General features: G+C 44.7%; 12 protein-coding genes. 3 read left to right on the forward strand and 9 right to left on the reverse strand.

Features of this window, described 5'->3' with window-relative positions; all coding sequences use genetic code 11:
- Positions 1-2 precede the first annotated feature (2 nt).
- The 7 genes from fdh3B to A142_RS01995 all read right to left on the reverse strand — a co-directional run bounded on the left by fdh3B (position 3) and on the right by A142_RS01995 (position 7,544).
- Positions 3-611 (reverse strand): formate dehydrogenase FDH3 subunit beta, encoded by a 609-nt coding sequence (fdh3B, locus tag A142_RS01965; protein WP_004742271.1) that lies wholly within the window; start codon positions 609-611, stop codon positions 3-5.
- Positions 612-622: 11 nt separating this feature from the next.
- Positions 623-3,478, reverse strand: coding sequence for a formate dehydrogenase subunit alpha (locus A142_RS01970; protein WP_019824639.1), 2,856 nt, complete (start codon positions 3,476-3,478; stop codon positions 623-625).
- A gap of 10 nt (positions 3,479-3,488) precedes the next feature.
- Positions 3,489-3,689: a twin-arginine translocation signal domain-containing protein gene (locus tag A142_RS01975; RefSeq protein ID WP_029405601.1), complete on the reverse strand. Its 201-nt coding sequence runs from the start codon at positions 3,687-3,689 to the stop codon at positions 3,489-3,491.
- Positions 3,690-3,767: 78 nt separating this feature from the next.
- Complete coding sequence (locus tag A142_RS01980; protein ID WP_019824641.1) at positions 3,768-4,406, reverse strand: TorD/DmsD family molecular chaperone; 639 nt, start codon at positions 4,404-4,406, stop codon at positions 3,768-3,770.
- A 9-nt stretch (positions 4,407-4,415) separates the two neighbouring features.
- On the reverse strand, positions 4,416-6,077 hold the full coding sequence (locus tag A142_RS01985; RefSeq protein WP_019824642.1) for a 4Fe-4S dicluster domain-containing protein: 1,662 nt from the start codon (positions 6,075-6,077) through the stop codon (positions 4,416-4,418).
- A 299-nt stretch (positions 6,078-6,376) separates the two neighbouring features.
- Positions 6,377-7,090: a DUF3306 domain-containing protein gene (locus tag A142_RS01990; RefSeq protein ID WP_019824643.1), complete on the reverse strand. Its 714-nt coding sequence runs from the start codon at positions 7,088-7,090 to the stop codon at positions 6,377-6,379.
- Positions 7,080-7,544 (reverse strand): DUF3305 domain-containing protein, encoded by a 465-nt coding sequence (locus A142_RS01995; RefSeq protein ID WP_019824644.1) that lies wholly within the window; start codon positions 7,542-7,544, stop codon positions 7,080-7,082. Before A142_RS01995 ends, A142_RS01990 begins: the two co-directional genes overlap by 11 nt.
- A 455-nt stretch (positions 7,545-7,999) precedes the next feature.
- Here A142_RS01995 and A142_RS02000 point away from each other — a divergent pair, with 455 nt between their 5' ends.
- Positions 8,000-8,845, forward strand: a complete 846-nt coding sequence (locus A142_RS02000; protein WP_019824645.1) for a formate dehydrogenase accessory sulfurtransferase FdhD — start codon at positions 8,000-8,002, stop codon at positions 8,843-8,845.
- A 160-nt stretch (positions 8,846-9,005) separates the two neighbouring features.
- Here the strand turns inward: A142_RS02000 and A142_RS02005 are convergent, their stop codons facing one another.
- Positions 9,006-10,589 carry an ABC-F family ATPase gene (locus A142_RS02005; protein ID WP_029405602.1) on the reverse strand — a complete coding sequence of 528 codons (1,584 nt, stop codon included), beginning with the start codon at positions 10,587-10,589 and terminating at the stop codon, positions 9,006-9,008.
- 451 nt (positions 10,590-11,040) lie between these two features.
- Between A142_RS02005 and A142_RS02010 the strand changes: the two genes are divergently transcribed.
- Together A142_RS02010 and A142_RS02015 are read left to right on the forward strand one after the other, a co-directional pair.
- Positions 11,041-13,386 (forward strand): ATP-binding protein, encoded by a 2,346-nt coding sequence (locus tag A142_RS02010; RefSeq protein ID WP_019824647.1) that lies wholly within the window; start codon positions 11,041-11,043, stop codon positions 13,384-13,386.
- A gap of 1 nt (position 13,387) precedes the next feature.
- Complete coding sequence (locus tag A142_RS02015) at positions 13,388-14,275, forward strand: mechanosensitive ion channel family protein (RefSeq protein ID WP_019824648.1); 888 nt, start codon at positions 13,388-13,390, stop codon at positions 14,273-14,275.
- A 141-nt stretch (positions 14,276-14,416) separates the two neighbouring features.
- On the opposite strand, the gene A142_RS02020 is transcribed toward A142_RS02015, so the two are convergent.
- A partial coding sequence (locus A142_RS02020) for a methyl-accepting chemotaxis protein (RefSeq protein WP_029405603.1) occupies positions 14,417-15,958 on the reverse strand: 1,542 nt, incomplete at its 5' end.

The following is a 15,958-nucleotide window of genomic DNA, read 5'->3' on the forward strand; positions in this document are numbered from 1 at the left end:
ACTTAGCTCTTAGTCGCATCGTAAGAAAGGTCGTTGCCGTCTGTCCAACCTGCACCTTTCGCACCACGTTCAACTACACGCTGACGGAAAACATCAGAAACTTTCTCTGCGTCACCCGCTAGCAGTGCTTTGGTTGAACAAAGCGAAGCACACATTGGCAGTTTGCCTTCTGCAATACGGTTCGCACCGTACTTTTGACGCTCTTCAACAGAACCTGGCTCTGTTTCTGGGCCGCCAGCACAGAAGGTACATTTGTCCATCTTACCGCGCTCACCAAACGCTTCCTGTTTAGGGAATTGAGGTGCGCCAAACGGACAAGCAAACAAGCAGTAACCACAACCGATACACAGATCTTTGTTGTGAAGTACGATGCCGTCTTCTGTATGTTCAAAACAGTCTGCAGGACAAACTGCCATACATGGCGCATCAGTACAGTGCATACACGCAACTGAGATAGAGTTTTCACCCGGTTCGCCATCGTTCAATGTCACAACGCGACGACGTTGAATACCCCATTCCAGAGCATCATCATTTTCATTCTTACATGCAGTGACACAACCGTTACATTCGATACAACGCTTGGTGTCACAAAGAAATTTCATTCTAGCCATTTTAAGACTCCTTACGCTTTACGAATATTACAAAGGGTTACTTTCGTTTCCTGCATCAACGTGACAGGGTCGTAACCGTATGTGGTTGCTGTGTTAGCAGCTTCACCAATAACGTAAGGATCAGTGCCTTCTGGGTATTTAGAACGCAAATCTTCGCCTTGGAACTTACCACCGAAGTGGAATGGGATGAATGCCAGCCCCGGTTTCACACGACGTGTAACCATCGCTTTCACCTTAATTCGGCCCTTCTCAGCACCCTCAACCCAAACATCATCACCGTCTTTAAAGCCGATGTCGTTCGCGTCTTTCGGGTTTACTTCAACGAACATCTCTTGTTGAAGTTCTGCTAGCCAAGGGTTAGAACGTGTCTCTTCACCACCACCTTCGTACTCAACCAGACGACCAGAAGTCAGGATAATCGGGTATTCACCAGATTTGTCTTGCTCTTGAATCGACTTGTAAAGCGTAGGTACACGGAAGATCGCCTCTTTGTCATCCCATGTTGGGTAGTCAGCAACTAGGTCGCGACGTGGTGTGTAAAGCGGCTCACGGTGCAGTGGCACGCGGTCTGGGAATGTCCAAACAATCGCACGCGCTTTTGCATTACCAAATGGGATACAGCCGTGCTTGATAGCCACGCGTTGAATACCGCCAGAAACGTCAGTCTTCCAGTTTTTACCTTCAGCAGAGGCTTTCTCTTCTGCTGTTAGGTCATCCCACCAACCCAGTTGTTTCAGTAGTTTGTCACTGAACTCTGGGTAGCCATCTTTAATTTCGCTGCCTTTTGAGTAGCTGTCTTCAGCCAATAGGCTTTGACCTTCAAACTCAACACCGAAACGAGTACGGAAATTACCACCACCTTCAGCAACCGTCTTAGACGTATCGTAAAGGATATGTGTACCCGGATGTTTCATCTCTGGGTTGCCCCAACATGGCCAAGGAAGACCGTAAGTCTCACCATTTGCAGGCCCGCCCTCTGCTTCCAGAGACGTTTTGTGGAATGTATGCCAGTTCTGTTGGTGCTCTTTCAAACGTTCTGGGCTTTGACCTGTGTAACCGATCGTCCACATACCTTTGTTGAATTCACGAGTAATGTCTTCAATCAATGGTTGGTTGTTCTCAACACGGATGTTCTTGAACAGCTGATCAGAGAAACCAAGCTTCTTAGAAAGAAGGTACATGATTTCGTGGTCAGGCTTAGATTCGAACAGAGGATCTACAACTTTGTCACGCCACTGTAGAGAACGGTTTGATGCCGTTACACTGCCGTAGGTTTCAAACTGAGTCGTTGCTGGAAGCAGGTAAACGCCGTCAGTACGATCGTTCATTACCGCTGCAACGGTTGGGTATGGGTCAACAATAACCATCATATCCAGCTTCTGCATCGCCTTCTTCATCTCTGGACCACGAGTCTGAGAGTTCACCGCGTGACCCCAGTAGAACATGGCACGGATGTTTTCGCGCTGACGAATCTTGTCTTTGTCTTCAAGCACACCATCAACCCAACGAGAGACAGGAATACCTGCACTGTTCATTGGTTTTTGACCGCCGTATGCGTTGTCGTCGAAACGTCCTTTGATCCAATCAAAGTCGATATCCCAAACTTTCGACCAGTGGCGCCAAGAACCTTCAGACAAGCCGTAGTAACCTGGAAGCGTGTCAGACAGTACGCCAAGGTCTGTTGCGCCCTGTACGTTATCGTGACCACGGAAGATGTTTGCACCGCCACCTGACTTACCGATGTTACCTAGCGCAAGCTCAAGTACACAGTAAGCACGTGTGTTGTTGTTGCCTGTAGTATGTTGAGTACCACCCATACACCAAACGATACAACCCGGACGGTTTTCAGAAAGCAGTTTTGCTGTGTGGTAAACGTCTTGTTCGCTTACGCCAGTAACGCGCTCAACTTCAGCTGGACTCCACTTCGCGACTTCTTCACGGATCTCGTCCATGCCGAATACACGTTGGCGGATGAACTCTTGGTCTTCCCATTTGTTAGCAAAGACATGCCATAACACACCCCAGATAAACGCAACGTCTGAACCTGGGCGAAGAGAAACGTAGTGATCAGATTTCGCAGCAGTACGTGTACGACGAGGATCCGCAACAACGATCTTACAGTTGTTCTTCTCTTTCGCGATTAAGATGTGTTGCATCGCTACTGGGTGAGCTTCTGCAGGGTTCGAACCAATGAACAGCATCGATTTACAGTTGTGCATGTCATTGAACGAGTTTGTCATCGCGCCGTAACCCCAAGTGTTTGCAACACCGGCTACTGTGGTTGAGTGACAAATACGCGCTTGGTGGTCAACGTTGTTCGTGCCCCAAAGCGACGCCATCTTACGGAATGCGTAAGCTTGCTCGTTACTGTGTTTCGCACTACCTAGGAAGTAAACCGAATCAGGGCCAGACTCTTTACGAAGTTCTAGCGCTTTGTTACCGATCTCTTCAATCGCTTGTTCCCAAGAAAGCTTCTTCCACTTACCGCCTTCCAATTTCATTGGGTACTTAAGGCGACGCTCACCGTGGCCGTGCTCACGAAGTGCTGCACCTTTCGCACAGTGTCCACCAGCGTTGAATGGGTGATCAAATGCAGGCTCTTGACCTGTCCAAACACCGTTTTGAACTTCAGCGTAGATACCGCAACCCACAGAACAGTGAGAACAGATAGTACGTTTCACTTCTGTTTTCGCTTCTGGATCGACTGATTTAGCCTGTGCTTTCTTCATCATGCCCGGTGCGAATAGACTTGCGCCTACTACCGCGCCACCAGCGGCTAATGAAGTGTTTTTCATGAAGGCACGTCGAGACACACCCAGTTGATTGGTTTCTTTGCTCACACTATCGGAGCGTTTGACAAGTTTCATCCGTTATCTCCTAAAGTGTGTCGTAGTAATCGCGAATATGTTGCGTTTCACGATACCCTGTCTTCTTCACGTCTTCTTTCGAAATTTCAACAGTTTCTGAAGCGGTTGCCACTTTAGTTGTACTAGCGACAACGGCACCAGCTACGGCTGCAGTCGTCAAGCCTTTGAGTAAGTCCCTACGGCTTGTATTTATATCTTTATTATCTTTCATCATTGCTTCCTTACCTTACGGTAGATCTTTTTTTGGAGGCTTAATGCCCCTCTATCGATATAATCGCGTACTGCTCGATTACTCGTAATCAGTGACGTTTTTCACATCAATCTTTAATTTGTGCTTACTGCTTTTTGTATTCACGCTAAAACGCACTTGTTCTAACGTTAGGAATGCTTCACACAGCTGAGCTGCCGATTTGTAGAAGTTCGCGCTTTCTGCCCCTTCAAGCTGACGCGTGAAAGAGTTAAACCAAGGGCCAAGGTGCTTATTGAATACCGCTTGTTGCAGGGCTTCTTCTTCGGCCGTTAGCATGGCCATCACTTCACACAATGCTGCGATGTGATCTTCTGGCTCTTTCACTTGATCGTCACGTTCAATGCCTAAAAGCTCTAAATCATGACGAATCTCTGCCAATGGTTTTTCCATCATGGCACCAGTGCGATGCCAAGAACCAAATGGAACAATTTCTCCACGGCCAATGCCAATGAACAGATCTTGATATTCGTCTTCTAACGCTTCGCGATTTGATTCTGTTGCCGCTTGTTGAATAGCAATCCAAGCTTTCTGCATTGCACTTTCAGACGCTTCAATATCTAGCGTTTTTAGAAAGTCGATCACCTCTTCAGAAGGTGCGCTACGAAACAGTGCAGATAGGACCAAATAGATCTCAGTTCTTAGTGTCTGTTCTTGTGCCTGATCCAAATTAGTTTCCAAGGCTAACTCCTAGTATTTCAATTGTTTCAATGGGTCTTGCGCCATTGAATCGAACATATCCACCACACGACAGTCCTCACACATAGCAATACGATTGATCGCTGCTTCATCTGAAAAGTGAGAGTGACCGCGTAACTTGTTCTGTAACATGTCGATCATAGACTGAGGTGCGAATGGTTTATGGCAACGTACACATTCCGCAGCTTTCTCTTCATGAATCACAACCGCTTTCTGACGTTCTTCTTTTACCCAGTTCATACGAGGCGTAAGAGTCAGAACATTTTCAGGACATGCCTTTTCACACAAGCCACATTGAATACAGTCTTGTTCTACAAATTTAAGTGATGGAGAAGCCCCGTCGGTATGAAGTGCACGTGTCGGACACACAGCCACACAACTCATACACAAAGTACAATCTTTGCTTTCACACGAAACCGTGCCATATGGCGCATTCGATGGAAGCTCAACAATATTTTCAACTGGAATACGAGCTGAAGACATTGCATCAAGTGCTGTGAATAGACGTTGGCGCTTATTACCTTGAAGATCGCCAAGTGCAAGGTCGAACGAATCCACACATAGTGTTGGAGGACCTTCACGTAGAGACTCTAAGTACAAAATATCGATGGTTTCTTTTGGAATACCGATTTGGTCTAGTAACTCTTGAGCGATCCCTACTTCGTTATTCAGAACACGAATGATCGTTTCTGGCATAAAGCGAGATGCTGCAAACAGAACTTGAGTCGCGCCATTTACTAAAGCAGCAAACCAAGTATCAATACCAATAGATGGAAGTTCTTCTACGACAATTGGAATCACGTTATCTGGTAGCGCTTTAAGAGCCATCACGTTGTAAGTTTCATGACGTGAGCTACAGATAAGCACGATAGGATCAAGACCGCCCGCTTGCTCGTAATTCGCTAGCGTACGTTCAATGAATTTTTGAGTATCGTCAGGATTAGGCAATGCGTAAGAGATAGCTTCTGTCGGACAGCTTGTCGCACAAGTTCCGACGCCTTGACATAGGTAAGGGTTAATCTCGATCTTATGACCGGTCTTATCCGAGCCTTCACTTGATAGTGCGCCAGCAGGACAAGCATCGACACAACGCTCACAGCCTTTTACGCCACGAGAACTGTGCGCACAAAGGTCAGTGTCTAGACGGAAGAACTTAGGTTTATCAAAGGTGCCCATAAGCGTTGGAATCTCTTCCAGTGCTTCAGCCAGTTTTGGATAGCCACGACCTACTGGGTAATAACCTGGTACAGGTACTTCCTCTGTCATGCAGCTATTCAGACATAGGTCTAGAACAACATCGAAACAATCGTGATTAATCGCGACTTTCGCTAGGTTGCTTGATGTGCCTTTACTTTCGATCACAACTTCAAACGTGCCAAGGAAACCGGAGACTTGAACCGAATTCGCGAAATACAGTTCTGGGTTTGTGCCCTTTTCGCCGTCTGTCGACAATAAGGTTAGGCTCGTCAATTGAGGTAATTGCGCCGCAGCACTTTCAATGATCGCAGTTGGACCAATAACAAGAGTATTACCGCCGCTTTCGTAGCTAACAGTAGGTGGAATCAGATTTGTTAACTCAACTGTATTTTCAAATGCATACAGTCTTGCTTTAGCGTTATTTGAAGTTGCTTGTTCTAATAATTGTTTAAGCATTGCTCAGTTCCATCTTTGGACATGGATAATCTGTTCAACTTTCATTGTAGTAAGCGATAGAGAACTTGCTGAGTAATCCGTTAACAACTAACCCTTTAGCCAGTGTGCCGTTCGTCAGACCATGAACTCGTCTATCTACAAAAAAGTTGATAATGAACGTTATTTAGCAAATGCCATGCCAGTTTAATAATCCCAATATATCAGTAGTTTAATGATTTATAGCGTTTATTGTGCGTATAAAAAAACCGCTTGGGACATTTTGTCGCAAGCGGCTCATTGAGTGTTTAGTCAAAATGTACCTATTCTTTGTGTGGTATATTTTGTCCCATCTTTTTCAGGTCAGCTTCGTCTGACATTGTAGCGTCAATATCTGGTACTGTATTTTTATACAGTTCATTTTCTTGTTCTGTTATTTCGTCAATTTCTGACGTTTCAAGTTCATTATCAGATACCTCAAGATCGCTTTCAGAATTTCCTAAAACCTCACCTTCATCTTTATTATCAATGGCTTGCTCTTCTTCTGGTGTGGTTTCGTCTTCCGTTTTGTCTTTAACCCAATCACGCAAGGTTTCCGCAACCCCTTCAGAAAGAGACTTCAAATTACTGTAATCGTCGTCGTAATCATCTAAACCATCACGAACGTTGAACTCTTCTGAGAGGAATAATTTACGCAAGGCCGCTTTTTTTACGCTCTCAGATGCTTCTGACACCAATAATTGAGCAACAGACAAGTCTTCAGTCGTTTCTGATGCTATCTCCTGAGAGTCAATAGCTTGAGAATCGACAGCATGAGTTTCTTCATTGCTTTCTGGAGAACCATTTTCTAAAGTTCTATTTTCTAAAATCTGACGGTCTAATGACTCTGATGTTTCTGCACCTATAGATGAAGCAGCAGACGAAGCCTCTGAAGAAATAAGCTCGGCTTCCTCAAGCGTTTGTTGCGCTTCTAATGGTTCATCAGACGATTCATCGAGCTTTCGTTGAGACCAACGGCTAAAAAAGTTAGTTGCCATTTGATCGACCCGCGCCTTTACGTTTCTTACGTCTTGCTTCTAGTAACTCGCCATGACGGCCAATGAATGCTTCCATCCAAGCTTGTACAGGCAAAGGAATGTCGTATGAAAGGACTTGGTTGTCACCGTCCATGTATTGCCCAGCAACCGTTTGTGATGCCGTAAGTAACTGAATGACTGGCTCAACACCAGAATCGACGTTATCCATCACTAAGAAAAGCTTAGGTTGTTGAGAGCTAAGGTTGAAACGATAGTCTGTACGCTCGTCTTTATGTAATTGAAGTAAACAAACGTCTTGAGTATCGTCTTCTGGCGACAGTTCAAACCCCGTCAATTCCCATTGTGTGGTTACCCAGATACCTGTTTTGATCTCTTTCTCTATTCTTTGGACACCGATTGGCCAAGCTGCTTCTGTTTTTTCATATTGTTCTTGGAATTCTTTTATCTCAGACATACTTCACCCAATTGATTTTCTTTGGTCTGAATGCACTTAGGACATTTTGTACTGTGCGCAATCATATACACCCCATAAAGCAATAAACACGCCAATACGGATTACCTATGAGAGCGTATCTATAGCGTTCGTTATCAAGTTGTCACTATAACGTTAGTCGATACTGGTTATTTCAGACAACTCCACCCGGTGAACTCTCATATTTTGCGCTATTTTAATCTAATGCTTCATGTTTCCATCAATCCCCGTTATTTTGGAATAAGATTTGCTTTAGCTAATTCGCTAATGTTATTCACAGAGCTATGTATTCAAAGATCTATGGCATGTTCGAGAACGATAATCGAAACCTAGGCCATAGCGAACCAACAAACTAGCGCATTGATGAATGAGAGCCTTATTGCTCTTGTTGACTTCTTATCTCATAAAATCGCTATCTCATTAAGTAGGAAATGACTGTGGTAAAACCAAACATAATAAAAACCAGTGAGAACCCACTTCAGACAATCGAAGTTGAAGTGTTTGATGAATATGGCGAAAAGCTAACAAAACAGATCGCGTGTGAGCGCCCTCTTACCGTGATGTTGAACTGGAAAGAGATCGTAACCTTAATGACGTTAGGTTCTCGTCCGGAGTCATTAGTATTAGGCTATTTGAAAAACCAAAGCTTCCTTTCCGACCCAGAAGCGGTTGAATCTATTATCATCGATTGGGAAACCAGCTCTGCAGCGGTTATCACCAAAGAAGATACAAGCCAACTTGAGCAAGCGCTTAAGAAGAAAACAGTAACCTCTGGCTGCGGTCAAGGTACCATGTATGGCAACGTGATGAAGCAGTTGGAAGATTACCAGGTGCCTCAAAACAAGATTAAGCAATCTGAAATCTACACAGCGCTTGAAGCGTTGACTCATTACAACGATACCTACAAGAAAGCAGGCGCGGTGCACGGTTGTGCTGTTTGCAAAGACGACCAAGTATTGTCGTTTGTGGAGGATGTAGGCCGTCACAATGCCGTTGACACATTGGCTGGTGAGATGTGGCTTAACAAGGAGTTAGGTGAAGACAAAATCTTTTACACTACAGGTCGTTTGACTTCTGAGATGGTGATTAAGGTTGCGCAGATGGGTATCCCTGTTCTTCTATCACGTTCTGGCGTGACCCAAATGGGCTTAGATTTGGCGCAGAAGTTCGGTATCACCACGATTGCTCGTGCTAAAGGTCTACGCTTCCAAGTGTTCACAGGTGCAGACAAGATCGATTTTGATGTGAAAGGTGAACAATCAGCATCCGGACAAAAAGCGTGAGTTCGATTTGGTGATTCGCTAACAGCTTTTAATATGTAGTTCTGATGTGAAGAGTTAGTGGCTCACAACATATAAATACAAAAACGCCGTCATACTAAAAGTACGACGGCGTTTTTTTAATTCAAGCGTATGTAGTTAGAAACTACGGCTCGTTTAATGCTTAGTCACGAGCTTTCAAGAATTCAGCGTAAGTACCGCGGAAGTCGTTGATCTTGCCATCTTTGATTTCAAGGATACGAGTTGCTAGAGAGTCTACGAATACGCGGTCGTGAGATACGAAGAACAATGTGCCTTTGTAGTTCTCAAGAGCCAAGTTAAGCGCTTCGATAGATTCCATATCCATGTGGTTCGTTGGTTCATCCATTAGAAGGATGTTTGGTTTATGCATCATGATCTTGCCAAGAAGCATACGACCTTGTTCACCACCAGAGATAACCTTTACAGATTTCTTGATGTCGTCTTGGCCAAATAGCATACGACCTAGGAAGCCACGAACAACTTGCTCGTCTTCACCTTCTTGACGCCATTGGCTCATCCAATCAAACAGGTTCATGTCTGTCTCGAAATCGTGTGCGTGATCTTGAGCGTAGTAACCGATGTTTGAGTTTTCAGACCACTTGTACTCACCAGTGCGAGGTTCTAGTGCGCCAGCTAGTGTGTTAAGTAGTGTTGTTTTACCTACACCGTTTTCACCGATGATAGCAACACGCTCACCTACTTCGAAGATGGCATCGAACTTGTTGTAAAGATCTTCTTCAAAACCTTGAGATAGGTTTTCAACCACAAGTGCGTTACGGAATAGTTCTTTAGACTGTTCGAAACGGATAAATGGGTTTTGACGGCTAGACGCTTTAACTTCGTCTAGTTGAATCTTGTCGATTTGCTTAGCACGAGACGTTGCTTGCTTCGCTTTAGATGCGTTAGCAGAGAAACGAGAAACGAACGTTTGAAGTTCAGCAATTTGTGCTTTCTTCTTAGCGTTGTCAGAGAGTAGACGTTCACGAGCTTGAGTCGCAGCCGTCATGTACTCATCGTAGTTACCTGGGAATAGACGAAGTTCGCCGTAATCAAGGTCAGCCATGTGTGTACAAACCGAGTTTAGGAAGTGACGGTCGTGCGAAATGATGATCATTGTGCAGTTACGTTGGTTTAGCGTATCTTCCAACCACTTGATGGTGTCCATGTCCAGGTTGTTCGTTGGTTCGTCAAGAAGCATGATATGCGGGTCTGCAAACAGTACTTGAGACAATAGAACACGAAGTTTCCAACCCGGTGCCACTTCGCTCATCAAACCGAAGTGCATTGACTCTTCAATACCTACAGCAAGAAGAAGCTCACCCGCTTTAGCTTCTGCCATGTAGCCGTCCATTTCAGCGAACTGAACTTCAAGGTCAGCCACCTTCATGCCGTCTTCTTCGCTCATTTCTGGCAAAGAGTAAATGCGGTCACGCTCTTGCTTAATAGCCCAAAGCTCTTTGTGCCCCATGATAACCGTATCAATTACCGTGAATTCTTCGTAAGCAAATTGATCTTGGTTTAGCTTAGCGACGCGCTCGTTTGGATCGTAGCTTACGTTACCAGAAGTCGGCTCTAGTTCACCCGATAGGATCTTCATGAACGTCGATTTACCACAGCCATTCGCGCCGATTAAACCGTAGCGGTTGCCTTCGCCGAACTTAACTGAAATATTTTCGAAAAGTGGCTTAGCGCCGAATTGTTGGGTGATATTTGCTGTGGAGATCAATGCCATTACCTTCTTAATGTGAAAAACGTCGCAACGTTACTTGTTCAGGGCTTTAACTGCAAGTATTGATTGCATTTACCCGCTATTAAGTGAGTGATAACCCAGCCAAATCATAGTTTGAGCTAACTCACACTTTTGATTTTCAATTTGCTGCCTAAAATCCATCGATTTTCAGGAAAAACAAAATATCTAACAATACCCTGTAATTGGCGGCATATAACGCCCTAAATCATGCCAACCATTGAATATATCGCATGCTGATTGGTCGCAGTGAAACTAACCTGACCAAAGCAACAGCAGACATAGGCAAGACTAGCCTAATCCCTGACAATTTCATGACAAAATCGGTCGAAACAGGAATAAAGTACTCGCCCCCAATACCGGATTGGATTTCACAAAGTCAGATTAACTAACTATAGTAATCCTAACCTCATAATTCTAAGAGACTTTTATGCGTTCACTATCGCGCTTCTTAATCCTCACTTTGGCCATTCTCTCTTGGCCTAGTCATGCCAACTTGGAATATGACTTAAAATCTCAGCCGCAGGTATCCGATTCTGCTGTTGCCCTTGATGAGCGAATTGATTCGTTACCCGACCCTCTATTTATGGAAGCGTCGGATAGACGTCAGGTCAACATTTTGCTTGCCGAAGTTCTGCGAGTCCAAAAGCAAGAGATCAAAACCTTCGAGCAACAGATAAAAGCTTACCGAGATAACAGCGACGTCGATCAATGGTTTGCCGTTCAAACCAGTTACGTCACTTTGAATAGCTTGAACGTGAGTAAGCAGCACCTCTTAGAACAGACAAACTCTGCAAACAAAGAGCGCTTAACCGGTTTTGGCCCTTATGGTGTCACCCAATTTAAGCAAGAGTGGGAATTAACCAAGCTCAATATTGAGTATCTTGTTTATTTCCAAATTCGTAGCTTTAAAGCGCTTGTTAAAGACATCTTTATTTCGCCAGTGCCAGTGATTGGTGCCTCACTAAAAGTGTTATTCATCTACTTCGGTTTAGTGTGGTGGCTTGCCAACAGCACCCGCTTGATTGAACTGTTTCGAATTAACTTTCTTGAAGCGAAAACGAACCCTCCTTTTCTGGTTCGCGTGATTTGGTATATCAGCCGCGCTGATCGTGCGATTGCTTGGCTAATTGCCATCACATTGTCATTGAGAGTGCTTTCTAGTATCCCTAGTCTTCAACATTTGATTTTCCTGGAGATCTTCACTTGGTGGATTCTAGGTGGTTCGATTGCCATCAGCTTTATTTTGGAATTTGCCTACCGTTTAGGTCGTACATCAAATCAAGAAGTGATAGCACTACGCCTATCGACTATTCGTCGTTACGTGTGGAGCTTCATCGTTGCGGGTGTGATTCTCCAGATATCAAGTATTACGCTAGGCAAAGGTACGATTTACAGCTGGATTTACAGCGCTCTGTTTTTTTGGTTTGTGCTGGTCACGATCTCAGTTCTCAGACTATGGAGAGCGAAGGTCTTCGATACGTTGCAACACATCTCTGATCGTCCGGTTTGGGTGAATTGGGCAGTAAACCGCAAGGATACCTTCTTACTTAATATATTGGCGACGGTCATTGGCATCGTGTGGTTGAGTGTTTACAACTTTCAACATCGAATTATGGCCCTGCTATCCAATTACACTTTGTTTAGCCAGGCCTTAGCTTATCTATTTAGAATTGAAGTTGCTAAACAGTCTGACCTTGATAAGAATCAGCAAAACTTGGTTCGAATCAAAGGCGATCAAACCTATGAATACATTCTTCCGGGTAACATCGACAGTACGTTGATAGATTACGCGGGAGATGAAATTAAGCAGTTATCACGCTACTTAATGTCAGACAGCCCGGCTATCTGTATTGTGTCTGGCGAACGTGGTGTCGGCGCGACAACGCTGCTATATACCTTACTGCACAAAGTCTCTAACGCAGAGCCCGTTTATGTGAGCTGTCCTTATGCCGGTTACCAAGAACTTTTAGCGCATCTTGCCGTTAGTATTGGTTTGGAAGAAGAAGCCACTGAGATTCAGATCTTGGTGCATTTGCGTAAGAGCAATACGACTTACCTTATTGCGATTGATAACGCACAACGACTGGTGAAACCAATGGTCGGTGGCTTGTCTGATTTGATTCGTTTAACCAACCTTCTGCGTCGCTCTAAAAAGAACCACCGTGTCGTGATATCGATTGCCAAATCGAGCTGGCGGTTTGTTGATAGAGCGCGTGGCGAACGTTTGCTGTTTGACTTGGTGTGTTTCCTTCCGCGTTGGACTGAGAAACAAGTGGGTGAACTTCTAAATAGCCGTATCAATACGGAGCTTGAGAAGCCGTTGTCTTTTGATGGCTTAGTAGTCCCTAAACAGTGGGGCCAAGATGATATGAGTGAAGAAGAACGCGCACGCCAAGGTTTCTATCGAATTTTATGGCACTACTCTGATGGCAACCCTACCGTTGCGCTGCGGTTCTTCCGACTCTCTTTGAACCGAAATAAAGAGACAGATCAAGCAGTGGTGCGCCTTTTCCATGTTCCTGAAGCTCAGGAGTTAGAGAATATGCCAAAACCAATGTTGGCTGTATTACGCTCTATCGTGCAATTGGAAATCGCTTCGCCAGAAGTGTTGTCTGAATGTACACAACTGAGCACGGCAGAAATAACGGGTATTCTGCGTTATTTTGAAAGCCGTGGTTATATTGGTTGGCATGAAGAAAAGGCTCGGATTTCTGAGCACTGGTTCCGCCATATTACGAACGTTCTCGACCGTCAACATCTACTGGTGAAGTAAAATGAAGAAGTTATTTATCCTACTATTTGTTGGCTTGGCAAGTGCTGTCAGTTTCCCGAGCTTTGCGACAGAAGAGTTAGCCAATGTAGAAAACATCTCAAAGATAGCTAGCCTTGTGCGCTGGAGCGGCGTGTTCTTCTCCATGATTGTTATTGCTGCAATGTGGTTATTGCTCAAGTTCATCAACTCGATGGTGACCAGTTTTGGTAGTCAGTTCGTGCAATATCGAATGTTGCTACAGAAATTGCAGTCGTTTACTCAGTTCTTTATTTACGTGAGCACCGGTCTTATCGTGTTCATGATGAGTTTTAGAATCAACGACCAAATACTGGCTTTGATTGGTGGTACCCTCGCTGTATCCGTTGGTTTTGCGCTTAAAGATTTGGCGGCATCATTCATCGCGGGTATTACGGTGATGATTGATAGACCGTTTCAAGTAGGTGACCGCGTCACGTTCGAAGGTAACTACGGGGACATTATCACTATTGGTTTGCGTTCTGTGCGTATGAGAACTTTGAATGACGACATCATTACCATCCCGAACAACAAGTTCTTAAATGAAGTGACGACGAGCGGTAACTATGGTGCATTGGATATGCAGGTCGTGATTCCGTTTTACGTAGGAATGGATGAAGACATCACCCTAGCCCGTGACTTGATTCAAGAAGCTGCGTCTTCAAGCCGCTACATCCACTTGCCTAAGCCTGTTACGGTTCTGGTTAAACAGACGATTACGGATAACTACCTGGCGATACAGTTAACTTGTAAGGCTTACGTCGTCGATACAGCTTATGAAAAGTTGTTTGAAACAGACATTACCTTGCGTGTGATGAAAGAGTTCAAAAAGCACAACATCAACCCACCGAAGATTTCAGTGGCAGCGCATTAATTGAAGCTGGTTTAAGGTCTACGTTCGGAGATTGGATTAATCCCCGAGATACCAATAAACGAAAACACCTCCGGACTTATCTCGAGTGCGGAGGTGTTTTTTTATTCGATTTGTCTGCGCTAAGAGTAAGCGCTGCTGGATTTATACCTTAAAGTATTTCAACTGTTCAGTAAGGTGCTCTGTTGTGTTGGCCATTTTCTGGCTGTCTTCTGCGAGCGATTGTGAGGCCTGAAGTACTTCGTTTGCAGCTAGGTGAATCCCAGTGACACTTTCACTCATTTCGGTGGCTACCGTACTTTGCTGTTCTGAAGCCGCTGCGATTTGTGCGACCATGTCATTGGCGTTGTGAAGCTCATTCACAATCACATCAAGTTGTTGGCGAGTCTCGTTAGATGCGACAACACTGTGGTCAACCTTCTCATTGCTGCTTTGCATTGCTTTGAAGGTGCGTTCCGCTTGTTGAGTCAGTTTTTCAATTGTGGATTGAACTTCGTTCGTTGAATTTTGAGTCCGGCTAGCAAGATTACGGACTTCATCTGCGACAACCGCGAACCCTCTTCCTTGCTCTCCTGCACGTGCCGCCTCTATTGCTGCGTTAAGTGCTAATAAGTTCGTTTGTTCTGACACATCACGAATGACGCTCACAACTTGACTTATCTCGCTTACGCCGGATTGTAGGTCTCTTACCAATTCGTTAGCCGTAGAGATGTTCTCTGAAACTTGAGAGATGGTTTTAGAAGTGACCTGCATGTTGTCATCGTTTTGGTTGGCATGATCGACGACTTTATTGGTACTTGCCGCCGTGCTCTCTGCATTGATCGCGACATCTGAAATAGTGGCGCTCATTTCTGTCATCGCAGTAGACAATAATTCAAGCTGAGCATGTTGCGAGTTGACACTGGTCGCCGCCTCTTCACTCGCTTGAGCAATGTGACTTGCCATATTGCTCGATAGATCCGCAGATTCATTGGCGGTACGTAGTGTACTTTGCAGCTTATCAAGCATGGTATCGATCTGTTGGCTCATATCACCCAGCTCATCTTTGCGCGTCATGTTCATACGTACACGAAGGTCGCCATCGGCAATCTTATGGGTGTTATCGATAAGCTTATTAAGAGGTACAAGGATGTTATTGGATATCGCGTAGCCCATTGCAAACAGTAGGCCAGACAACACAACCGCAACCATTCCTTCTTTAATCGCCAACGCGTAGAATGCATCTTGAATATCAGCGACCAATATTCCAGAACCTAGCACCCAATTCCATTCAGGAAAAAGTTGTACGTACGATATCTTATCTTTTAACTCTCCATTCGGACTCTTCCATTGGTAGTCAAGAAAGCCTTTCTGTTGTGCAGTTTGAGAGATGGACACCATCTCACGCCAGTGGTGCTTGCCCGCACCGTCTCTTAAGTTACCCGCATTCTTGCCATTGAGTTCTGGCTTAAGGGGATGACTAATAATGTTGAGTTGTTGGTTTAAGATCCAAAAATAGTTGGTGCTGTCATAGCGAAGCGTCTCAATGGCTTGAAGTGCTTGTTTCTTTGCTGTCTCTTCGCCAAGGATATTTCGTTGGTCATAATAGTGTTGAGCTAAGCTTACTGCTGTTTCGACTTGAGCACTGAGTTTATCTTGCCGTTCTTCCAAGGAGCTAGCGCGCTGTTGCATTAGATTAAAAGTGGA

The sequence above is a fragment of the Vibrio splendidus 12E03 genome (assembly GCF_000272105.2).
GTDB classification, from domain to species: domain Bacteria; phylum Pseudomonadota; class Gammaproteobacteria; order Enterobacterales; family Vibrionaceae; genus Vibrio; species Vibrio splendidus_I.